The organism is Bradyrhizobium sp. 14AA (assembly GCF_054185205.1).
The window spans coordinates 1-20,593 of sequence record NZ_JAVAYM010000043.1 but is presented as its reverse complement, the minus strand read 5'-3'; the positions used below and the strand labels follow the sequence as shown (position 1 = coordinate 20,593).

At 65.5% G+C, this 20,593-nt stretch carries 21 protein-coding genes; 13 read left to right on the top strand and 8 right to left on the bottom strand.

Going from position 1 to position 20,593, the window contains the following annotated elements; all coding sequences use genetic code 11:
• Window positions 1–68: 68 nt before the first annotated feature.
• The 3 genes from RAD15_RS41090 to RAD15_RS41080 are packed head-to-tail and all read left to right on the top strand — an operon-like array spanning window position 69 to window position 3,872.
• Window positions 69–566, top strand: coding sequence for a (2Fe-2S)-binding protein (locus tag RAD15_RS41090; RefSeq protein ID WP_458184402.1), 498 nt, complete (start codon window positions 69–71; stop codon window positions 564–566).
• Complete coding sequence (locus RAD15_RS41085; RefSeq protein WP_458184401.1) at window positions 563–1,618, top strand: FAD binding domain-containing protein; 1,056 nt, start codon at window positions 563–565, stop codon at window positions 1,616–1,618. Before RAD15_RS41090 ends, RAD15_RS41085 begins: the two co-directional genes overlap by 4 nt.
• Window positions 1,611–3,872, top strand: a complete 2,262-nt coding sequence (locus tag RAD15_RS41080) for a xanthine dehydrogenase family protein molybdopterin-binding subunit (protein WP_458184400.1) — start codon at window positions 1,611–1,613, stop codon at window positions 3,870–3,872. Before RAD15_RS41085 ends, RAD15_RS41080 begins: the two co-directional genes overlap by 8 nt.
• Before the next feature lie 42 nt (window positions 3,873–3,914).
• On the opposite strand, the gene RAD15_RS41075 is transcribed toward RAD15_RS41080, so the two are convergent.
• Both RAD15_RS41075 and RAD15_RS41070 read right to left on the bottom strand, forming a co-directional pair.
• On the bottom strand, window positions 3,915–4,067 hold the full coding sequence (locus tag RAD15_RS41075) for a hypothetical protein (RefSeq protein WP_458184399.1): 153 nt from the start codon (window positions 4,065–4,067) through the stop codon (window positions 3,915–3,917).
• Between the two features lie 166 nt (window positions 4,068–4,233).
• Window positions 4,234–4,782 carry a cupin domain-containing protein gene (locus RAD15_RS41070; protein WP_008561958.1) on the bottom strand — a complete coding sequence of 183 codons (549 nt, stop codon included), beginning with the start codon at window positions 4,780–4,782 and terminating at the stop codon, window positions 4,234–4,236.
• A gap of 148 nt (window positions 4,783–4,930) precedes the next feature.
• On the opposite strand from RAD15_RS41070, the gene RAD15_RS41065 reads away from it, so the two are divergent.
• The gene (locus tag RAD15_RS41065; protein ID WP_458184398.1) at window positions 4,931–6,259 is read left to right on the top strand and encodes an aminotransferase class III-fold pyridoxal phosphate-dependent enzyme; all 1,329 of its coding nucleotides are present in this window, start codon (window positions 4,931–4,933) and stop codon (window positions 6,257–6,259) included.
• 70 nt (window positions 6,260–6,329) lie between these two features.
• Window positions 6,330–7,595 carry a D-amino acid dehydrogenase gene (locus RAD15_RS41060; RefSeq protein WP_458184397.1) on the top strand — a complete coding sequence of 422 codons (1,266 nt, stop codon included), beginning with the start codon at window positions 6,330–6,332 and terminating at the stop codon, window positions 7,593–7,595.
• 6 nt (window positions 7,596–7,601) lie between these two features.
• Here the strand turns inward: RAD15_RS41060 and RAD15_RS41055 are convergent, their stop codons facing one another.
• Complete coding sequence (locus tag RAD15_RS41055; RefSeq protein ID WP_458184396.1) at window positions 7,602–8,171, bottom strand: SMI1/KNR4 family protein; 570 nt, start codon at window positions 8,169–8,171, stop codon at window positions 7,602–7,604.
• 57 nt (window positions 8,172–8,228) lie between these two features.
• Window positions 8,229–8,888, bottom strand: a complete 660-nt coding sequence (locus RAD15_RS41050) for a helix-turn-helix domain-containing protein (protein WP_458184395.1) — start codon at window positions 8,886–8,888, stop codon at window positions 8,229–8,231.
• A gap of 179 nt (window positions 8,889–9,067) precedes the next feature.
• Between RAD15_RS41050 and RAD15_RS41045 the strand changes: the two genes are divergently transcribed.
• From RAD15_RS41045 to RAD15_RS41030, 4 genes are read left to right on the top strand one after another with little or no spacing between them, the layout of a single operon-like run.
• Window positions 9,068–9,826, top strand: coding sequence for an ABC transporter substrate-binding protein (locus RAD15_RS41045; RefSeq protein WP_458184394.1), 759 nt, complete (start codon window positions 9,068–9,070; stop codon window positions 9,824–9,826).
• A gap of 31 nt (window positions 9,827–9,857) precedes the next feature.
• Window positions 9,858–10,511, top strand: a complete 654-nt coding sequence (locus tag RAD15_RS41040) for an amino acid ABC transporter permease (RefSeq protein WP_438744028.1) — start codon at window positions 9,858–9,860, stop codon at window positions 10,509–10,511.
• The gene (locus tag RAD15_RS41035; protein ID WP_458184393.1) at window positions 10,508–11,239 is read left to right on the top strand and encodes an amino acid ABC transporter ATP-binding protein; all 732 of its coding nucleotides are present in this window, start codon (window positions 10,508–10,510) and stop codon (window positions 11,237–11,239) included. Before RAD15_RS41040 ends, RAD15_RS41035 begins: the two co-directional genes overlap by 4 nt.
• A gap of 12 nt (window positions 11,240–11,251) precedes the next feature.
• The gene (locus RAD15_RS41030; RefSeq protein ID WP_458184392.1) at window positions 11,252–12,535 is read left to right on the top strand and encodes an NAD(P)/FAD-dependent oxidoreductase; all 1,284 of its coding nucleotides are present in this window, start codon (window positions 11,252–11,254) and stop codon (window positions 12,533–12,535) included.
• 51 nt (window positions 12,536–12,586) lie between these two features.
• On the opposite strand, the gene RAD15_RS41025 is transcribed toward RAD15_RS41030, so the two are convergent.
• On the bottom strand, window positions 12,587–12,811 hold the full coding sequence (locus tag RAD15_RS41025; RefSeq protein WP_458184391.1) for a hypothetical protein: 225 nt from the start codon (window positions 12,809–12,811) through the stop codon (window positions 12,587–12,589).
• A gap of 193 nt (window positions 12,812–13,004) precedes the next feature.
• The gene (locus RAD15_RS41020) at window positions 13,005–14,594 is read right to left on the bottom strand and encodes a gamma-glutamyltransferase family protein (RefSeq protein WP_458184390.1); all 1,590 of its coding nucleotides are present in this window, start codon (window positions 14,592–14,594) and stop codon (window positions 13,005–13,007) included.
• Window positions 14,595–14,713: 119 nt separating this feature from the next.
• On the opposite strand from RAD15_RS41020, the gene RAD15_RS41015 reads away from it, so the two are divergent.
• On the top strand, window positions 14,714–15,487 hold the full coding sequence (locus tag RAD15_RS41015) for an enoyl-CoA hydratase-related protein (protein WP_458184389.1): 774 nt from the start codon (window positions 14,714–14,716) through the stop codon (window positions 15,485–15,487).
• 144 nt (window positions 15,488–15,631) lie between these two features.
• On the opposite strand, the gene RAD15_RS41010 is transcribed toward RAD15_RS41015, so the two are convergent.
• Window positions 15,632–15,808 carry a hypothetical protein gene (locus tag RAD15_RS41010; RefSeq protein WP_458184388.1) on the bottom strand — a complete coding sequence of 59 codons (177 nt, stop codon included), beginning with the start codon at window positions 15,806–15,808 and terminating at the stop codon, window positions 15,632–15,634.
• 9 nt (window positions 15,809–15,817) lie between these two features.
• Window positions 15,818–16,051, bottom strand: a complete 234-nt coding sequence (locus RAD15_RS41005) for a DUF6894 family protein (protein WP_458184387.1) — start codon at window positions 16,049–16,051, stop codon at window positions 15,818–15,820.
• 206 nt (window positions 16,052–16,257) lie between these two features.
• Between RAD15_RS41005 and RAD15_RS41000 the strand changes: the two genes are divergently transcribed.
• From RAD15_RS41000 to RAD15_RS40990, 3 genes are all read left to right on the top strand, one after another.
• Window positions 16,258–18,333, top strand: a complete 2,076-nt coding sequence (locus tag RAD15_RS41000; RefSeq protein ID WP_458184386.1) for a PQQ-dependent sugar dehydrogenase — start codon at window positions 16,258–16,260, stop codon at window positions 18,331–18,333.
• Window positions 18,290–19,231: an SMP-30/gluconolactonase/LRE family protein gene (locus RAD15_RS40995; RefSeq protein ID WP_458184385.1), complete on the top strand. Its 942-nt coding sequence runs from the start codon at window positions 18,290–18,292 to the stop codon at window positions 19,229–19,231. The genes RAD15_RS41000 and RAD15_RS40995 overlap by 44 nt, the downstream gene beginning before the upstream one ends.
• Window positions 19,232–19,418: 187 nt before the next feature.
• Window positions 19,419–20,444 (top strand): histone deacetylase family protein, encoded by a 1,026-nt coding sequence (locus RAD15_RS40990; RefSeq protein ID WP_458184384.1) that lies wholly within the window; start codon window positions 19,419–19,421, stop codon window positions 20,442–20,444.
• Window positions 20,445–20,593 lie beyond the last annotated feature (149 nt).

The window sequence follows — 20,593 nt, the reverse complement described above, 5'->3', positions numbered from 1 at the left end:
TATCGACGGCGGCCACGGCGGTGGCGCGCTGCGCGATGAGCCATGTCCATATCTGATCGGAGCCTTGTATGAACCACTCCATCAGCCTCACCGTGAACGGTGCGCGGCGCGACTTCGTCCTCGACGATCCGCGCGTCACGCTGCTCGATCTCCTGCGTGAGCGCCTCCATCTGACCGGAACCAAGAAGGGATGCGACCGCGGCCAGTGCGGCGCCTGCACCATTCTCGTCGACGGCAAGCGCATCAACTCCTGCCTCGCGCTCGCCATCAGCCATGATGGCGCCGACATCCTCACCATCGAGGGCGTTGCGCGCGGCGACCAGCTTCACCCTGTCCAGGCCGCCTTCATCGCCCATGACGGTTTTCAGTGCGGCTTCTGCACGCCCGGCCAGATCATGAGCGCGATCGGCATGATGAGCGAGGCCCAGGCCGGCAACGATCCCGAGCGCATCCGTGAATGCATGAGCGGCAATCTGTGCCGCTGCGGCGCCTATGCCGGCATCGTCGATGCCGTGCTCGAGGCGCAGGCCGGCGCCGACGAGACCAACCAGAGGCGCTCCGCATGAAACAGTTCGAATATGTCAGGCCTGCCACGGTCACGGAGGCCGTTGCCGCCGCGGCCCAGCCGGGCGCCGCTTATCTTGCCGCCGGCACCAACCTGCTCGATCTGATGAAGGGCGGCGTCAGCCGTCCGGATCGTCTGGTCGATCTCACGCATCTCGACGGTCTCGATCAGATCGAGACCCTCGCCGACGGATCGTTGCGCATCGGCGCGCTCGTCAGCAACGCCGATCTCGCGCATGACGCAAACTTCGCGAAGTCCTATCCCGCCGTAGCCGAAGCGCTCCTTTCCGGCGCGTCAGCGCAACTGCGCAACGCCGCCACCGTCGGCGGCAATCTGCTGCAACGGACACGCTGTGCGTATTTCTACGACACCGCCAGCCGCTGCAACAAGCGCGAGGCCGGCACCGGCTGCGATGCCCTCGGCGGCGAGAATCGTAGCCATGCCGTGCTCGGCTGGAGCGAGAGCTGCATCGCTACGCATCCATCCGACTTCTGCGTGCCGCTGGTTGCGCTCGACGCCATCGTCGAGATCGAGGGCAGGAACGGCCGTCGCGAAGTCGCGCTCGACGACCTGCATCGCCTGCCCGGCGATACACCCGAGCGTGAATCCGCGCTCGAACCCGGTGATCTCATCGTCGCAGTGCGCCTGCCGCCCGCCGCGCGCGGCTTCGCCGCGCATGCGCGCTACCTGAAGGTTCGTGAGCGAACGTCCTACGCCTTCGCCGTCGTATCGGCCGCTTCTGCGTTGCGGATCGAGAACGGCAAGATCGCGGAGGCGCGGCTTGCGCTTGGCGGCGTCGCCGCAAAGCCGTGGCGCGTTCGCGCCGCGGAGGACGTGCTCAGGGGCGTCGCGCCGACGGCCGCCGCCTTCCAGGAAGCCGCCCGGCGCGCGCTCGCCGACGCAAAGCCGTCCGGCGACAACGCCTTCAAGATCGAGCTCGCACGCCGCATCGTCGTGCGCGCGCTGACCCTTGCCGCTGCCGGTACGCCCGTGCGGATTCCCGCGCTGCCGGCCTCTCCTTTTGCTTCGACGTCTGGAGCCATTCATGCCTGAGCTCAATCTGACCAGCGCGCCGGCCCATCTGCGCCACGGCTCGAACATCGGCCAGCCGCTGACCCGCCGCGACGGCATCCTCAAGGTCAAGGGACAGGCGACCTACGCCGCCGACAATCATCCACCCGGCATGCTGTTTGCGGTGATCGCCGTCGCCGGCATCGCGCGCGGCCGCGTGACGTCGCTCGATGTCGCTGCTGCCAAGCGGCATCCCGGCGTGGTCGACGTCATGACGCCCGATCACAAGCCACAGCTTGCGGTCGATCCGGAGATCAAGACCAATCCGTTCGTGTTCCGGATGGAGGCGTTGCAGAGCAACGAGGTCCGCTACGCCAATCAGCCGATCGCCGTCGTGATCGCCGAAACGCTGGAAGCGGCCACGGAAGGCGCGGCGTTGCTCGCGCCGCGCTACGAGACGCTGCCTCCGCTGGTCGGACTCGACGCCGGCGAGAGTTTCGTGCCGCCCGTCGTCGGCGTCGGCAACCCCACGGAAAATCATCGCGGCGATGTCGAGACGGGCCTTGCCTCCGCCGACAAGCGGATCGATGCGACCTACGAGACGCCGCCGCAATATCACAACGCGATGGAGCCGCATGCGATCGTGGCTCACTGGGATGGCGACAGGCTGTCCGTGGACATGCCGACCCAGGGCCTGAAGCTGTCGCTCGCGCGTATGGCCGAGTTGTTCGGCATCGCGCACGACAAGATTCACATCCGCAGCCCGTTCCTCGGTGGCGGCTTCGGTTCGAAGGGACTCATGGGCGGTCCGCCGGTCCTCGGCATCATGGCGGCCAAGCTGGTCGGCAAGCCGGTCAAGCTCGTGCTGCGTCGTGAGCAGATGTATGGCCCGGTCGGTCATCGCGCGCCGACGCGCCAGCGCTTGCGCATCGGCGCCGATGGCGAGGGACGTCTCACCGCGCTCGATCACCATGCCAGAACCGTATCGAGCACGTTCGACGATTTCTACGAGCCCGCGGCCGATGCCTCGCACACGCTCTATGCGGCGCCGGCGATCCGTACCTCGCACGACGCCGTGCGCGTCAACACCGGCACGCCGCTGTTCATGCGCGGACCCGGCGAGGCGACCGGTTCGATCGCGCTGGAGAGTGCGATCGACGAGATGGCCTGGGCCTGCGGCATCGATCCGCTTGCCTTCCGCCTGAAGAACTACGCCGAGGTCGAGCCGATCAGCGGCAAGCCGTTCTCCTCCAAGGCACTGCGTGCCTGCTACGAGCAGGGCGCGGCGCGTTTCGGCTGGACGAAGCGACCGCTCCAGCCGCGGCAGATGCGCGATGATGCCGGCCATCTGGTCGGCTGGGGCATGGGCACGGCGACATTCCCGGCGCTGATGTTCCAGGCCGAAGCGCGCGCCGTGATCCGCCGCGATGGGTCCGGCGCGATGGGGATCGGCGCCCATGACATGGGGCAGGGCGCCTGGACGGCGCTCGCGCAGATCGCAGCCGATGCCGTCGGTCTCGATATCGATCATGTGGAATTCAAGGCCGGCACGTCCGACCTGCCGGATGCCGGCATTGCCGGCGGCTCCGCGCACACGGCAACCGCGGGTGCTGCGATCCACAGCGCCGGCGCGGCCGTGATTGCAAAGCTCGCCGATCTCGGAACGAACGACGAGCGATCGCCGCTGTTCGGTGCCGGCAACGCCGGTGTGATCGCACGAGACGGCAGACTGATCCGGCGTGACGACGAAAGCCGAAGCGAGAGCTACGCGGAGATCCTCGCGCGCGCTGGCCTCGCCGAGGTCGAGGCCCGCGGCACCGGCGCGCCGAACCCCGCGGCGATGGAGCAATATGCGATGCACGCCCACGGCGCGGTGTTCGCGGAGGTGAAGGTCGATCCCGACCTCGGCCAGATCCGCGTCACCCGCATGATCGGCGCCTTCGCCGCGGGGCGGATCGTCAACCCGCATCTGGTCAGGAGCCAGCTGTTCGGCGGCATGATCTGGGGGCTGTCCTTCGCGCTGCATGAGGAGGCCATCACCGACCGCCGCAGCGGCCGGATCATGAATGCCAATCTCGGCGAGTACCACATCCCCGTGAATGCCGACGTGCCGCCGCTCGACGTGATCACAATCGAGGAGCACGACCCGCATGTGAATGCGCTCGGCATCAAGGGGGTCGGCGAGATCGGCATCACTGGCAGCGCCGGCGCGGTCGCCAACGCCGTCTGGCACGCGACCGGCGTGCGTGTCCGCCGCTTCCCGATCCGGATCGAGGAATTGCTGACCCAGCGTTGAGGCAAAAGGCGGGGCGAGCTCTTCTCGCTCCGCCGCGTACTGCTAATGCAGCTTCTTGCGGAGCGCCTTGAGCGCCTCTCGCTGCGTCTCGATGTAGGCGGCAATGGCCTTGCGCAGTTCGCGCGAATGGAGCTTGTCGGCATCGCGCTGGACTTCGTCGAGCGCAGCCTCTGCATTGGCGAGCGTGATCTTCATCTGCGAGCCCTGTTACGAAGCGGCCCCGGAGTACCTAGGAGTCCGGGGCCATAACCTCAGCACCTCTAAGCCAGGCTGCTCGGCTACGGTTCGTAATATATAGCGGTCTGCCGCGCGGATATTGAGATGGCTCAATCTCCGTAAGATAACGGCGGCTGATCGCGCTTCAGAACGTCGGCGGCGTGCAGGCCGAGATCACCTCGCACGGCTTGCCGCCGACGCAGCGGAAGCGGTGCGGGCGGCGGCTCTCGAAATAATAGGCATCGCCCGGATTGAGGATGCGGCGTTCGTCCTCGACGGTAACTTCGAGCTTGCCCGAAATCACGATGCCGCCTTCCTCGCCGTCATGGACGAGGTGCACGCGTCCGGTGTCGCTGCCGGGCTCGTAGCGCTCTTTCAGGATCTGCAGGCTGCGGCCGAACAGATTGTCGCCGATCTGGCGATACGAGATCGGCTTCTTGCCGACCTCGGTCAGCTCCTCCGCGCGGTAGAAAATCTTGCGCCGCGACTCCGGTTCGAGCGCGAAGAACTCGGCGAGCCCCATCGGGATGCCGTCGAGGATGCGCTTGAGCGCGCCGACCGACGGGTTCATCTGGTTGGATTCGATCAGCGAGATCGTCGAATTGGTGACGCCTGCGCGCTTGGCCAGCTCGCGCTGCGACAGCTTGTGGCGTGCCCGGATGAATCGCAGCCGTCCACCGATGTCGACGCTCATGGCCAAGTCCCGTGTTGCAGGTGTTGCGGATCGCGCAAATATGGACCGGCAGCCCCAGTGAAATCAATGGCTTGCAGCTCGCCAGAAAAGGACTTGTTGCGCTTTTGAAGCCGTGGCTCTGCTAGAGGGTCAGCAAAGGAGCGTGGCCGTGACCCTTCATCAGATTCCGAACACTATCAAGACCGACTCGTTCTGGATGCCGTTCACGGCCAACCGGCAGTTCAAGAAGGCGCCCCGGCTGTTCTCCTCGGCCGAGGGCATGCACTACACCACGGTCGACGGCCGCAAGGTGATCGACGGCTCCGCCGGCCTCTGGTGCGTCAATGCCGGCCACGGCCGCAAGCAGATCGCCGCTGCTGTCGAGCGGCAGCTGATGACGCTGGATTTCGCGCCGTCGTTCCAGATGGGCCATCCGCTGGCGTTCGACTTCGCCGAGCGCCTCGCCGAGATCGCGCCGAAGGGCCTCGACCGCATCTTCTTCACCAACTCCGGCTCCGAGTCGGTCGACACCGCGCTGAAGATCGCGCTCGCCTATCATCGCGCCAACGGCCAGGCGAGCCGCACCCGCCTGATCGGCCGCGAGCGCGGCTATCACGGCGTCGGCTTCGGCGGGACGTCGGTCGGCGGCATGGTCGCCAACCGCCGCGCCTTCGCCACCCTGCTGCCGGGCGTCGACCACATCCGCCACACCCATGATCTGACCCGCAACGCCTTCGCCAAGGACCAGCCCGAGCACGGCGCGGAGCTCGCCGATGATCTTGAGCGGCTGGTGGCCTTGCACGGCGCCGAGACGATCGCCGCCGTCATCGTCGAGCCGGTGCCGGGCTCGACCGCGGTGCTGCCGCCGCCGAAGGGCTATCTCCAGCGCCTGCGCGAGATCTGCGACAAGCACGGCATTCTCCTGATCTTCGACGAAGTCATCACCGGCTTCGGTCGCCTCGGCACGCCGTTCGCCGCCAACTTCTTCGGCGTCACGCCGGACCTGATGACGACCGCCAAGGGTATCACCAATGGCACCATTCCTTGCGGCGCGGTGTTCGCGAGCCGCAAGGTGCATGACGGCCTGATGGTCGGCCCCGAGAACCAGATGGAGCTGTTCCACGGCTACACCTATTCGGCGCATCCGACGGCCTGCGCCGCCGGCATCGCGACGCTCGACATCTACAAGGACGAGGGCCTGCTGACGCGCGGTGCATCGATCGCCGAATATTGGCGCGATGCGCTGCATTCGCTCAAGGGGCTGCCCAACGTCGTCGACATCCGCAATTGCGGCCTGATGGGCGCGGTCGAGCTGTCACCGCGCGACGGCACGGTCGGTGCGCGTGGCTACGACGTGATGGTCGACTGCTTCAATCGCGGATTGTACTTCCGCATGAGCGGCGACTCCTTTGCGCTGTCGCCCCCGCTCATCGTCGAGAAGAGCCACATCGACGACATCGTGTCGATCCTGGGCGATGCCATCAAGCGGGTGGCCTGATAATTGCTCTCGCCGTTGTGAGTTGTTTCCTTGCAGCGGCGAGCGTGATGCCGCGGGAGTTTGACCAAGCGTGAAAGTTCTGATCCTCGGCAGCGGTGTCATCGGTGTCACCTCTGCCTACTACCTCGCACGTGCCGGCCACGAAGTGACGGTCGTTGACCGTCAGCCCGAACCGGCACTGGAGACCTCTTTCGCCAATGCCGGCGAGGTGTCGCCCGGCTATTCCTCGCCCTGGGCCGGGCCCGGCGTGCCGGTGAAGGCGGTCAAGTGGCTCTTGATGAAGCACGGCCCGCTGGTGATCCGGCCGAAGCTCGATCCTGTGATGTGGGTCTGGCTGCTCAAGATGCTGCGCAACTGCACCAGCGAGCGCTACGCGGTCAACAAGAGCCGTATGATCCCGATCGCGGAATACAGCCGCGATGCCTTGCGCGATCTGCGCCGCGACATCGGCATTCAGTATGACGAGCGCTCGCAGGGCACGCTCCAGCTGTTCCGTTATCAGTCCCAGCTCGACGGCACCGGTGAAGACATCGCCGTGCTCAAGCAATATGGCGTGCCCTTCGAGGTTCTGAGCCGCGAAGGCTGCATCGCGGTCGAGCCGGCGCTATCAGGCGTGAAGGAAAAGTTCGCCGGTGGACTTCGGCTGCCGCAAGACGAGACCGGCGACTGCCACATGTTCACGCAGGCGCTGGCCAAGCACGCCGAGGCGCTCGGCGTGCGCTTCATGTTCAACACCGGCATCGACCGCATCCTCACCGACGGTGCGCGCGTCAGCGGCGTCGCCACCAGTGCCGGCATGTTGCAGGCGGACGCTTATGTGCTCGCGCTCGGAAGCTGGTCGTCGCGGCTCGCCGCGCCGCTCGGCATTTCGCTGCCGGTCTATCCGGTGAAGGGCTATTCGATCACGGTGCCGATCAAGGACGCTTCCGGCGCGCCGGAATCGACCGTGATGGACGAGAGCTACAAGGTCGCGATCACCCGCCTCGGCAATCGCATCCGCGTCGGCGGTACCGCCGAGATCTCCGGCTATTCGAGCCAGCTCTACGACGCGCGGCGTGCCACGCTCGATCATTCGCTGACCGATCTGTTTCCGCGCGGCGGCGATCTCTCCAAGGCGACGTTCTGGAGCGGCCTGCGTCCGATGACGCCCGATGGTCCGCCCGTGATCGGTCCGACAAAATACGCCAACCTCCACCTCAACACCGGCCACGGCACGCTCGGCTGGACCATGTCGTGCGGTTCGGGCCGCGTGCTCGCGGACATGCTGTCGGGCAAGAAGCCGGACATCGACGTGAGTGAGCTGACGGTGGATCGGTACGATCACCGGTTCGGATAATTGGCTTCAGCGCATTGATGCGCGTTCAGCGAGAAACCTGGTGACGGGTCCTTCGTCACCGTACATCGCCTTCCAAAGATCGGTGCCCGAAGCCCAATCACCCATCCATCGCGCAAAGCTAGGAGCTTCGTCGAAGAAGGCTTCATTCCAATCGGAGCCGTCATAGACATTCGGGTCGAACATGCGAATCCGGAAATTTTCGTCTGCACAATCTACGCAGGATAAGATCGCGCATCCCCAATGGCAGACAGGCAGAAGTCTCGAAGGCCACTTCCAATTCGGCTCGTCGGCACAGTCGCCCTGGAACTGCTCATAAATGGCCGGGCCGGTTTTGCCGGTATCGTCCGGCGCGCCATTGGTGAACCCGATTAGACCGTACCCAGGCCCAAATCCACCATTGCCGATCTCGGCGTAAATTCGTTTCAAGAGGGGCGGGAACGAGAAACCGAGCCGCTGTTCGTCGGATGCGACATCAGCAGGGTTGCTACGTGTCAATCTCGCGCGTGAACCTCCGCCAAGATCGGTGAGTTTCGTCTTTAATCGCTGGTGGATGGCCGCAACAATAAAGTCGTCCATCGAGCTTCTTTCAGAATGACGCGGTCAAGATATCTCAGCACATCAAAGCGATGCGCGCTACCCCGCCCCCGTCACGCAGTTCACCCACAGCACCACGGCCTTCGCATCCTCAGCCGGATTTGAAAACCGGTGCGGCCGACGGCTCGCAAACCGAAAGCTGTCGCCCGTCTTCAGCGACCAGGTCTCGCTGTCCACCGTCAGCATCATCTCGCCTTCGAGCACGAGGCCGGCCTCTTCGCCGTCATGGGTGTAGAGCTCGTCGCCGGTGGAGCCGCCGGGCTCCAGATGCACCAGGAACAGATTGAGCTTGTTGTCGGCGCTCGCCGGACTCAGCAATTGCTTGGAGACGCCGGTGCGCCAGAGCTTCAGTTCGGGTCGCTGCAGCCCGCGCGTGACCACCTGATCGGACGCGCCGTCGGCGCTCGGGCTCGCGCCGAACAGCGCGGCGATGCCGACGCCGAGCACGTCGGCAAGTGTCGCCAGCACGCGCAGCGACGGCGACGACAGGCCGCGCTCGATCTGGCTGAGGAAGCCGATCGACAGCTCCGTGCGCGCGGCGACCGTCTCCAGCGAGAACTGCCTGACGCGCCTGAGATCGCGGATGCGGCGACCGACCGCTACGTCCATCGCGGGCTCGGCCGGGTTGGTGGCAGCCTTGACCGGTGCCTTTCTGGCCTTCACCTTCTTCACCGGCTTTGCGGCGGCCGGTCTGCGCATTCTTTTGCCACCGCTCACGTCAAACCGCTTCCTTCATGTGCATGAAAACCACTTGCATCACCCGCGAAAGTGTGACCAAATTTTCATATTGGTGAAAATAGGCCGAAACGGCTTGGCCCGCAACGTCTGATCACGACATGTGCGAGCGCCGCCATCGGCCAGACCCAAAGGGGGATGCGATGAAGCGTTTTGTTCAGGCCGCGGTCGCGGCGCTCGCTCTTAGCGCCGTGGTGCCGGCTTCGGCGCAGCAGGTGCTGAAGGTCGGCTCGACGCCGACGGGCATTCCCTTCACCTTCCTTGACACCAAGACCAACACGATCCAGGGCATCATGGTCGATCTCGTCACCGAGATCGGCAAGGATGCCGGCCTCAACGTCCAGATCGAGCCGATGGCGTTCTCGGCGCTGATCCCGTCGCTGACGTCGAGCAAGATCGACATCATTGCGGCCGCAATGTTCATCACCGCGCCGCGCAAGGAAGTCGTCGACTTCTCGGACCCGATCTACACCTACGGCGAAGGCCTCGTTGTGCCGAAGAGCGACACCAAGGCCTACGCCACGCAAGAGGACTTGAAGGGCGAGACGGTCGGCGCCCAGGTCGGCACCGCCTTCGTCGATGCACTGAAGAAGTCCGGCCTGTTCGCCGACGTCAAGGCCTACGACACCATTCCCGACATCATGCGCGACGTGAACACCGGCCGTCTCAAGGCCGGCTTCGCCGACTATCCTATCCTCGCCTACAATCTGAAGCAGGGCGGCTTTGCTGATGTGCGGCTGGTCGACAGCTACAAGCCTGTCACCGTCGGCTCGGTCGGCATCGGCGTGCGCAAGGGCGAGGGCGCGCTGCTCGGCAAGATCAACGCGTCGCTGGCGAAGCTGAAGGCCAACGGCACCATCGACAAGATCCTCGAGAAGTGGGGTCAGAAGGCACAAGGTTGATCGATAGCGTCCGATTGTTGAAGGCTGCCCGATGAAAGGCTTCTGGCACGACGCCGCCGAGTTCTTCCCGATCCTGATGAGCGGCGTCGCGCTGACGATCGTCGTCACCATCGGCTCGCTGCTGCTCTCGACGGTGCTTGGCCTGATCTGGGCGATGATGCGGGTCTCCGGCATCAAGGCGCTGTCGATGCTCAGCGCCAGCCTGATCAACGTGATCCGCGGCATCCCGATCATCGTGTTGTTGTTCTACCTCTATTTCGTGATGCCCGATCTCGGTGTCACGCTGTCGGCCCTGCAGGCCGCGATCCTCGGGCTCGGCATTGCCTATTCGGCCTATCAGGCCGAGAATTTCCGCGCCGGCATCGAGGCCATCGACAAGGGGCAGATCGAGGCGGCGCAGTCGATCGGCATGGGCTGGTGGCTGACCATGCGCCGCGTTGTGCTGCCGCAGGCCGTGCGGATCGTGCTGCCGCCCTACGGCAACGTCATGATCATGATGCTGAAGGACTCCTCGCAGGCCTCGACCATCACGGTCGCCGAGCTCGCATTGCAAGGCAAGCTGATCGCGTCCTCGACCTTCAAGAACACCAACGTGTTCACGCTGGTGGCGCTGATGTATCTCACCATGAGCATTCCGCTGATCCTGCTGGTCCGTCATTTCGAGAAGCGGGCCGGCAAGCGATGATCGAGCTGAGCGACGTCCACAAGAGTTTTGGCAAGGTCGAGGTGCTCAAGGGCATCACGGCGAGCGTCGAGAAGGGCGAGGTGGTCTGCATCATCGGGCCGTCAGGCTCCGGCAAGTCCACGATCCTGCGCTGTATCAACGGGCTGGAGAGTTATGACCGCGGCGAAATCAGCGTCGAGGGACTGAAGGTCGACCGCGATGCGCCGTCGATCGTGAACATCCGCACCCAGGTCTCGATGGTGTTCCAGCGCTTCAACCTGTTCCCGCATCGGACGGCGCTCGAGAACGTGGTCGAAGGGCCGCTTTATGTGAAGAAGGAAACGCGTGCCGCAGCGCTCGAGCGCGGCCGCGCGCTATTGGCGCAAGTGGGACTCGCCGAGAAGGCCGACGCACATCCGCCGCAGCTCTCCGGCGGTCAGCAGCAGCGCGTCGCGATCGCGCGGGCGCTCGCGATGCAACCCAAGGCGATCCTGTTCGACGAGCCGACTTCGGCGCTCGATCCCGAATTGGTCGGCGACGTCCTCGGCGTGATGCGCAAGCTCGCCGACGACGGCATGACCATGGTCGTCGTCACCCACGAGATGGGCTTTGCCCGCGATGTCGCTGACCGTGTGTTGTTCATCGACGGCGGCGTCATCGTCGAGCAGGGGCTGGCGAAATCGGTGCTCAATCAACCGCAGCACGCACGGACGCAGGACTTCTTGCGCCGCGTGCTGCATCCGCTCTGACCGGACTTCGCCATGACGCGCCTGCCTCTGCCGCCCTCGCTCTACGCCGACACCGCCGTCGCGGCGGTGGCCACGCCGCCGCTCGATGGTGACAAGACCGTCTCCGTCGCGATCATCGGCGGCGGCTACACCGGCCTGTCCACCGCGTTGCATCTGGCCGAGCAGAGCGTCGAGGCGCTGGTGCTCGAGGCGCAGGAGCCGGGCTGGGGCGCATCGGGCAACAACGGCGGCCATACCAATCCCGGCCTGAAGCACGACCCTGATCAGATCGAGGCGGATTTCGGCGTGGACCTCGGCCGCCGCATGATCGAATTCTCCTACGGCACCACGAACTTCACGCACGAGCTGATCCGCCGCTACCAGATTCCCTGCGAGGCGCGGCAGAACGGCACGCTGCGCGCGGCCTATAACGAAGCCAGCGCCGCCGCGATCGAGAAAACGGCGCAGCAATGCATCCGCCGCGGCATGCCGGTGACGTACCTGAACCGTGAGCAGCTGCGCGAGATGACCGGCACCGACCGCTACATCGGCGCCATGCTCGATGCGCGCGGCGGCGATCTGCATCCGCTCAGCTATGCCCGCGGCCTGGCGCGCGCCGCGATCTCCGCGGGCGCAAAGGTGCATGGCGAGACGCCCGCTCTGTCACTGCGCCGTGACGGCTCGCGCTGGCGCATCGAGACGCCGCGCGCGGTCGTGCATGCGGACAAGGTCCTGCTCGCCACCAACGGTTTTACTGATGATCTCTGGCCGGCGCTTCGCCGCACCATCGTGCCGGTATTTTCCTCGATCGCCGCCACCGCGCCGCTCTCCGACGCGGTCGCCCGCTCCATCATGCCGACACGTCCCGTGCTCTACGAGAGCGGCCACATCACGGTCTATTACCGCATCGATCAGCAGAACCGCCTCCTGATGGGCGGTCGCGGCCCGATGCGCTGGATCAACTCGCCCAACGACGTCGCCTATCTCATGCGTTATGCCGAGCGGCTGTGGCCGCAGCTCAAGGGCGTCGCCTGGACGCACGGCTGGAACAGCCGGCTCGCCATCACCGGGGATCATTACCCGCATGTGCACGAGCCCGCGGAGAGCATCCTGATCTCGCTCGGCTGTAACGGCCGCGGCGTCGCGCTCGCGACCGCGATGGGCGCGCAGCTCGCCCGCCGGCTGATCGGCGACGCCGGGACCGAGATCGACATGCCCGTCACGGGCATCAAGCCGATCCCAATGCACGCATTCTGGCCGGTGGGCGTGACCACCGCCGTGATCGCGGGCCGCGTGCGCGATCGTCTTGGCATCTAAAAAAGGCGCCGCCTCGTTACGGGCGACGCCTCGTCAACAATGCTGCTCGCGTCAGCAGCGGCCCTGCTTCCACAGTCCGGGCGGGCACCCGTGACCGCGCCAGCCGACCTTGCGTCCATGCGACCATCCGGGCGGCGTGCCGTGGTGATGATGGCCCATCCCATGGCCATGACCGCCTCCGTGTCCGTGCCCATGCCCGCCCTTGGCCAGCGCAGGATTGGTCAGCGTGAGGCCGGCTGCAATGATCAGCGAGGCGGCGAGCGCAAGTTTCTTCATCATGTCCTCCAGTGGGGCGGGCGCACTTGTCCGTTCAACGAACGAACGGCGTGCGGGTAAGTTCCTTGCAAATGTGGAGGAGTCGTGACGCTCGCGGAGGTGCGCAACCGCGCATCGCCTCAACGCATGCTGGCGCATCTCGCTTGCGACGTGCTCGCGGTTCACCGCTGGCACCCTCTCCCGTCAAACGGACTCAGTCTTCGGCCACCGCTTCGGCCCACGGTTGAAAGATCTCGACCGCGCCCGAATTCGTGTCGCCCTCGCGCATCACCACGCTCGGGCAGGCGAATTTCTGCGGCAGGGCCTGTATCTTCGTCTCCTCATAATCGAAGCGCGCCGCCAGGGCCTCGCGCGCGTTCGCCGGCAGGCGGGCGTCACCGATCACGACCGCGCCCTCGCTGGCATCGATCCGTGGCTGATGAATCGCGGCATCCAAATCCATGCCGTAATCCATCGCAAAGGAGACGAGCTGCATCACCGACGGCAGGATGCGGCGGCCGCCGGAGGCGCCGACTGCGAGGCGCTTGCCGTCCCTGGTCTCGGCGATGACGGGCGTATAGTTGCAGAGACAGCGCTTGCCGGGCGCGAGCGAGTTGGTGGTGCCCGGCGTCGGATCGAACCACATGATGCCGTTGTTCATGGCGATGCCGGTGTGCGGCGTCACATATTTCGAGCCGAAGGACGAGAGCAGCGTCTGCGTCACCGCGGCGATGTTGCCATGGCGGTCAACCCCGGAAAAATGCGTGGTGCAGGCGGGCGCCAGATATTCGGCGCCGAGCGAGCGCTTGCCGTCGGCATCGCCCATGTCCTTGAGCCGCTCGCGGAAGGCCGCCTGCAAGGCGAGCGCATATTCGACATAGGCGGCCGCGTCCGGCGCGCTGGCCGGCTTCAGACCCTCCTGCAACAGGCGCAGCGCATGCGCCATGGTCGGCCCGGCCGTAAGCTCCGGCGTCGCAAATACCTTGCCGCCGCGATAGGGGATCGCCAGTGGTTCACGCAAATGGCTGCGGAACGCGGTGAGGTCCTCGACCGACAGTGAGCCGCCGTCGGCCTTGATGTCGGAGGCGATGCTCCTGGCGAGATCGCCCTGGTAGAAATCACGCGGACCCGCGGCGGCGAGATGCGACAGCGTCGCCTTGAGCGTGTCCTGCGGCAGCCGCGTCTCGGCCTTGATTCCCCATGGCGCACTCGGCGGCAGTCCGTCCTTCAGGAATGCTGCGGCGCTTGCGGGATAGCGCCTGAGGTCGGCGGCCGAGCCCGCGATCGTCAGCGTGGTCCACCAATCGACCAGCAGGCCTTCGCCAGCGAGGGCGACGGCCGGGGCGACCAAGTCCTTCCACGGCATCCTGGCGTAGCGGCGATGCGCCTCCTCCATGCCGGCGACGACGCCGGGCACGGCGATCGAGCCGGGGCCGTGGATGTTGCGGTCGTCCTTCACCCGCGGCCAGGGGAAGAGATCGGAGGCCGCGCCTTCGCCGCTGAGCGGATAGTCTGCGATGCGCAGGCTCTGCGGCGCACACATGCCGTAGTCGATCACCTCGGTGCGATTGTCCTTGGCGCGGTAGAGCACCATTGCGCCGCCACCGCCGATGCCGCTGTTCCAGGGCTCCAGCACGTTGAGCGCGAAGGTGGTCGCGACGACCGCATCCACGCAGTCGCCGCCCGCCGCCAGCACCTCTGCCCCGACTTCAGCCGCCCGCCGCGATTGCGAAGCGACGATGCCGCCCTTGGACGTGACGGCGGGCTTGTGGACGGTTTGGTTGAGGCTGAACTGGTGAGGCATGATGTCGTCTTGTGTCTTTATCTTGGCTTCGTTGCGCTGACCTTGAAGCTTCGCAATTGGCGGAGCGCGCGGACAATGGCACATTGAGACCAACGAGAACATCCACGGGGAGACGCGACATGGCTGGTGTGAAACAGGCGCGGGATGGCGCGGTCGGGATTTTGACGCTCGACGAGCCGGCAAGCCTGAACGCGATGACGCCGGATCTGCTCGGCGCGCTCGCCGCCGCCGTCGCCGAGATGACTGAGGACGAGGACGTCCGCGCGCTGATCCTGACCGGCGCGGGCCGCGGTTTTTGCTCGGGACAGAATTTGAAGGCATCCGATGCGCTGGGCGAGGACATCGCCGCGGGCGTGATGCGATTCTACTGGCCGGCCTTCAGGGCGTTGCGCGAATGCCGCGTGCCTGTCGTCGTCGCCGTCAACGGCGTGGCGGCCGGCGGAGGCTTCAGCCTGGCGATGGCCGGTGACATCATCGTCGCGGCGCGGTCGGCGAGCTTCATCCAGGTGTTCAGCCGCATCGCGCTGGTGCCCGATCTCGGATCGACCTGGCTGTTGCCGCGGCTGATCGGCCGGCAGCGCGCGCTCGAGCTGATGCTCCTGAACGAGCCGCTCACGGCAGAGCGCGCCCAGGAGATCGGCCTGGTGCGGCAGGTCGTCGACGACGCGAAGCTGATGGACGAGGCGCTGGGTCTGGCGCGCCGTCTCGCCGATGGTCCGACCCGCGCTTTGGTGGCAACGCGCGCCCTGGTCGAGGAGAGTCAGCACGCGACCTACGAGGCGCAGTTCCGCCGCGAGATCGAGCTTCAGGCCACGATCCGCAAGAGTGCCGACGCCGTCGAAGGCCGCAACGCCTTCGTCGAGAAGCGCAAGGCGAAATTCACGGGAAGGTAAGGTAGGGCACGCTCATCCCACCCGTCATGGCCGGGCTTGTCCCGGCTATCCACGTTCTTCGTCGTGGCCAAGAACGTGGATGCCCGGGACAAGCCCGGGCATGACGATGGAGAAACCGTTCTCGGGAAATCTAAGAAGCCGCGCTCAGAGCGTGCGGTTCAGCCGGCTGGCCTGATACTTGGCGTGCCATTTCGGGCCAGGCCCGCGCATGTAGTGCAACTCGGGCCGGTACGGGTCGCCCGCGACCCTGATCAGCGTCTGCCATTTGGTGGCGACGAAGTTCAGAGGCTGGCGGAAGAGGCTCAGTGAAGCGAGCAACATGGCATCACCTCAATGCGGCTTGCCGAGCATGGCAGTGAAGGGGAGGTCGAAAATTTCCTCGCCGTCGTCGTCGCTGACGTGGATCACCCAGTCGCGCCAGTCCTCGTTGCTCGGTGTCAGGATCATCGACCGCATGATCTGGGCGGCACGGTCGCGGGCCTCGGTGAGACTGGAGACGGCGGCGCCGTAACGATCGACCAGCGTGCCCTCGGTATTCGAGCAGTGAAAATAGACCTGGACCATATGCGCCTCCGGTAGAGAGCGATTGGGATGGCAAAGAGATACCACCCGAGGCATTTGCGAAACATTCGGGTCGAACCCGGTAAGGGAATCTACGGATATTGGTCGGCACGACGGCCCCTGCGGGTTTTATCACAGGGGGGTGATCATCAACTGGACGGCGTTCCTGCGACATGGAACAACTTTGAACCGAAAGTCGGGGGGAAGCCGTGAATTACCTCACATTCTCGTTCGAATGCCGAAGCCTGCGCTTGTTTGCCGCGATCGTCGCCGGAGCGCTGCTTGGCCTCGGCTCGGCTGCGCCTTCCGAACCGGTGAGGAAGAGCGGCTATGCGATCGGCGCGGAGACCTGCGGCAGCGGCGACCTCGCCTTTCCCAGGATCCAGATCGACATGAAGGCGGGATACTGCGCTGGCCTGGTCGCCAGCGAAGAGGATCATCTCAAATTTCCGCGCTCGATCGTCCAGGTGCCCGGCCGCGACCTGTTCGTGGTCGTCGACATGGGCGGCTGGGGCCACACCGATGGACGGCTGCTGCTGCTCGATCCTCACGCCCCCCAGGGGCAGCGGTTCAAGGAGCTTTTGACCGGTGTCGAATATCCATTCGGCCTGGTGATCGGCCCGGACAGGAAGCTCTATGCCTCGAGCGCCGAGACGATCTTCCGCTTCGATCCGCTCGCCGACAATCCACGGAGCACGGTCGAGACCATCATCCGTCATATGCCTGGCCGCCGGATCACGCTGCCTGGCGGCACCAGGCTCGACGAGAGCGCGCATCCGCTCAAGCAGTTCGTGTTCGACAGGAACGGGCGGCTGTTCGTCAATGTCGGCTCGCACAGCGACGACTGCATCACGCCGGCGCCGATCACAAAGCCCTGTGCAGCGGCCGAGGGGGCTTCCGCGATGGCCGCGATCTGGCTGTTCATGCCGCCCACAGGCGGCGTCTTCCCGGCGTTGAAGCCGAACGATGCGGATCCGCCGCACACCGTCTACGCGCGCGGCCTGCGCAACTCGATGGCGCTGGCGCTGCATCCGAACTTCCCCGATGCCGGCTACGCCTTCCTGCAGGGCGAGAACGGCCGCGATCTGCCCGATATCTTCAAGCCGAACGAGGAGATCAATGCGATCGAGCAGGGCAGGCATTACGGCTGGCCCTATTGCTACGACCTGTCGACGCCGAGTCCCGAATTCAGGCTCGTGCTGCAATCCGGCGTCTACAAATCGCTCTGCACGGCGAATGCGCTCTACAAGGCGCCGTTCTCGCTGATGCCGCCGCACGGTGCGCCGCTCGCGATGCTCTATTATCACGGCGCCAGATTTCCGGAGCTGGAGGGCAAGCTACTGGTCGGCCTGCACGGCTATCGCCCGACCGGCAGCCGCGTCCTCGTCTACGACGTCGACGACCACGGCTTTCCCAAGCCGAGCCCGGCGCCGGTGCGTTACCACGTCAGCTGCGCGGCCGATCCGACGCGCAGTTTCCAGACCGATGCCGGCGAGGTCGCCGCCGCGCCGTTCGAGGAACTGATTGCGGGCTGGCACCGCGTCAACGGCGCGCGGCCGCAAGGCGCGCCGGTCGGCATGACGGTCGCGGAGGACGGCGCGATCTGGCTGGTCGAGGACAAGAACCAGACCGTGATCCGCATCGATCGCGCTGCGGGCGATCCGCCGCAGCCGCTATCCTGCGACACGCGCAGCCAGGCGATGATCGACCAGCTCGCAGCCTTCGTCGCCAGGGACGCTCAGAACAGCATCCGCCTCACCACGCTGCGCAAGGGCCTGGTCGAGAAGCATTGCGTCGGCTGCCATTCCGATTTCGGCCTGCAGGCAGGGCAATCGGAGGCAGAGAAGGACAGCGCGGTGCTTCGCTTCATGCTGTCTCAGGACGGCTGGATTTACCCTGATGATCCCGAATCCGGCAGGCTGCGCGCCCGGCTGCGCGGCCTCGGCGCCGAGCGGCTGATGCCGCCGGGCGGCGAAAGCCTGCCGAAGACCGAGCCCGGCTACACGCGCCTGCTCGATACCGCGGACCTGCTGGTCGCGAAAATGGTCCCGGGCACGCGGATGCGCATCAGGCCCGGCCCGCCGCAGCGCAAGTTCTTCAGCAAAACGAGCAAGGAATGCGGCGAAATACCGGCCGCCAAGGTCGTTGTCGTGACACAAAGGAGCGCTGTAGACAAACTCGGCTTCAGCCGATTCTTCCGGCCGGCCGATCCCTTTCTGAACGGCGAGTGCAGCGACGGCGATGGCTATTACATCCGGCAGGAATTTCTGGTGCCTGTGCAGTAGCGTCCTTCTCGTCATGGCGACGGCGCCCGCCTGCGCCGAGACCAAATTGTTCGAAAGCGTGCAGGTGACGCCGTCTGGCGAATACACCTTCGGTATCGAGGGGCCCGCCGCCGATCTCGACGGCAATCTCTTCGTCGTCAATCTCGGCAAGCCCGGCACCATCGGCAAGCTGCCCGCGGGCGGCGCGGCGTCGGAGCCGTTCGCGGCACTGCCTGAGGGCAGCATCGGCAACGCCATCCGCTTCGCGCGTGACGGCACCATGTTCATCGCCGATTACAAGAAGCACAACATCTTCGCGATCCCGAAGGGCGCGACCGAGCCCGTCGTCTGGTTCCACTCCGACGAGATGAGCCAGCCGAACGACATCACGATCGCGCGCGACGGCACGATCTACGCGAGCGACCCGAACTGGAAGGGCAGGGAAGGCCACATCTGGCGCATTGCGAAGGGGGCCGACGGTACGGTGCAGGGCCAGGTCATGTCGGCGCCGCGCGCGATGGGCACCACCAACGGCATCGACCTCAGCCCGGACGGCAAGACGCTCTATGTCGGTGAATCCAGCAGCGGCCAGATCTGGTCCTATGCGATCAACGGCAACGAGCTCACCGGCGCCAAGCAGATCAAGGCGTTTCAGCCCGACACCGTCGACGGCCTGCGCACGGACGTTGCCGGCCGTCTCTATGTCGCGCGCATTCTCAAGGGCACCATCGTGCTGATGAAGCCGAACGGCGCAGTCGAGCGGGAGATCGTGCTGAGGGCCAAGGAGCCGACCAACCTCGCCTTCGGCGGCAGCGACGGCAAGTCGGTCTTCGTCACGCAGCGCCAGGGCGGCTTCGTCGAGTCCTTCCGCACCGACCAGCAGGGCCGCGAGCACTGCCTTCAGCGCGGCCGCTGCTGAGCGCTTCAAAGGCGCTCTGCTGCCAGCGCAGGGCCGTGCGGCAGGGACGGCATTCTTCTTGCTTGCTTCCTGCGGCCGCAGCGATCAAGACATCTGTGGCACCTTCAAAGCGTTTTCGAGCGAAGTGGATACCGGTTCGCGTGAAGAAAACGCGTCAAAACAGAGCACGCGACCACGGAGTGTTTGAGTGAAAGCCGTCCATACCGAACTGCATCGCAGCCACGATCCGCAATTCTTTCTGGTGCGTGGCGTCGTCAAGCGCACCACCGAGCAGCCCGAGCGCGCGGATCGCCTGCTCAGGGGGCTGAAGGACGGCAAGCATCAATTGGTCGAACCGACCAAGTTCGGGCAGGGGCCGCGTGCACGCATTCACAGCCCGGAATACCTGACGTTCCTGAGTGAAGCCTGGGACGCCTGGACGGCGCTCGGCGATTCCGGTCCCGAGATGATCGGCAACATTCATCCCGTCCGCCATGCCGCGACCTATCCGACCCACATCGTCGGCAAGCTCGGCTGGCACACCGCCGACACCGCGGCGCCGATTGGTCCAGGCACCTGGGCTGCGGCCTGCGCCGCGACCGACGTTGCGGTCACCGCCGCGCAGATGGTGATGGACGGCGAAGATGCGACCTATGCGCTCTGCCGTCCGCCCGGCCATCACGCCTATCGCGACATGGCCGGCGGCTTCTGCTTCCTCAACAACAGCGCGGTTGCCGCGGCGCATCTGCGGCAGAAGCATGAGCGCGTCGTGATCCTCGACGTCGACGTCCATCACGGCAACGGCACGCAAGGCATCTTCTATGCGCGGCCGGACGTCTACACGATCTCGATCCATGCCGACCCGACCGCCTACTACCCGTTCGTCTGGGGCTACGCGCATGAGCGCGGCGAAGGACCCGGCCTCGGCACCAACCTCAACATCCCCCTCGCCATCGGCACCGGCGACGACGGTTACATCCAGGCGATGGACGTCGCACGCAAGGCGATCGAATCCTTTGCGCCCGGCGCGCTCGTGATCGCACTCGGTCTCGATGCTTCCGAGCATGATCCGCTGAAGGGCCTCGCCGTCACCACGCCGGGCTTCCGCCGCATCGGCCAGGCCATCGCGAAGATGGGCCTGCCGACCGTGTTCGTGCAGGAGGGCGGCTATCTCTCGGATATCCTGGGCGCGAACCTGACCTCGGTGCTGGCAGGATTTGAAGAGGCGCGGTGAGGTTCAGCGAAACTCGTCATGCCCGGGCTTGTCCCACGGCTGTCCGGTTCAAAATTATTGGACAGAGCGCATGGCGTTGATTCTACTCGATCCTGGACGTCTGCAAGCGTTCCGGGACACGAATGGAGATCAGCGCCATGCCGCACCAC

Excerpts from the sequence above, each read along its gene's own strand:
- RAD15_RS41090 (WP_458184402.1), top strand. The coding sequence starts at position 69 with ATGAACCACTCCATCAGCCTCACCGTGAACGGTGCGCGGCGCGACTTC.
- RAD15_RS41085 (WP_458184401.1), top strand. The coding sequence starts at position 563 with ATGAAACAGTTCGAATATGTCAGGCCTGCCACGGTCACGGAGGCCGTT.
- RAD15_RS41080 (WP_458184400.1), top strand. The coding sequence starts at position 1,611 with ATGCCTGAGCTCAATCTGACCAGCGCGCCGGCCCATCTGCGCCACGGC.
- RAD15_RS41075 (WP_458184399.1), bottom strand. The coding sequence starts at position 4,067 with ATGAAGATCACGCTCGCCAATGCAGAGGCTGCGCTCGACGAAGTCCAG.
- RAD15_RS41070 (WP_008561958.1), bottom strand. The coding sequence starts at position 4,782 with ATGAGCGTCGACATCGGTGGACGGCTGCGATTCATCCGGGCACGCCAC.
- RAD15_RS41055 (WP_458184396.1), bottom strand. The coding sequence starts at position 8,171 with ATGGACGACTTTATTGTTGCGGCCATCCACCAGCGATTAAAGACGAAA.
- RAD15_RS41050 (WP_458184395.1), bottom strand. The coding sequence starts at position 8,888 with ATGCGCAGACCGGCCGCCGCAAAGCCGGTGAAGAAGGTGAAGGCCAGA.
- RAD15_RS41045 (WP_458184394.1), top strand. The coding sequence starts at position 9,068 with ATGAAGCGTTTTGTTCAGGCCGCGGTCGCGGCGCTCGCTCTTAGCGCC.
- RAD15_RS41040 (WP_438744028.1), top strand. The coding sequence starts at position 9,858 with ATGAAAGGCTTCTGGCACGACGCCGCCGAGTTCTTCCCGATCCTGATG.
- RAD15_RS41035 (WP_458184393.1), top strand. The coding sequence starts at position 10,508 with ATGATCGAGCTGAGCGACGTCCACAAGAGTTTTGGCAAGGTCGAGGTG.
- RAD15_RS41030 (WP_458184392.1), top strand. The coding sequence starts at position 11,252 with ATGACGCGCCTGCCTCTGCCGCCCTCGCTCTACGCCGACACCGCCGTC.
- RAD15_RS41025 (WP_458184391.1), bottom strand. The coding sequence starts at position 12,811 with ATGAAGAAACTTGCGCTCGCCGCCTCGCTGATCATTGCAGCCGGCCTC.
- RAD15_RS41020 (WP_458184390.1), bottom strand. The coding sequence starts at position 14,594 with ATGCCTCACCAGTTCAGCCTCAACCAAACCGTCCACAAGCCCGCCGTC.
- RAD15_RS41015 (WP_458184389.1), top strand. The coding sequence starts at position 14,714 with ATGGCTGGTGTGAAACAGGCGCGGGATGGCGCGGTCGGGATTTTGACG.
- RAD15_RS41010 (WP_458184388.1), bottom strand. The coding sequence starts at position 15,808 with ATGTTGCTCGCTTCACTGAGCCTCTTCCGCCAGCCTCTGAACTTCGTC.
- RAD15_RS41005 (WP_458184387.1), bottom strand. The coding sequence starts at position 16,051 with ATGGTCCAGGTCTATTTTCACTGCTCGAATACCGAGGGCACGCTGGTC.
- RAD15_RS40995 (WP_458184385.1), top strand. The coding sequence starts at position 18,290 with ATGGCTATTACATCCGGCAGGAATTTCTGGTGCCTGTGCAGTAGCGTC.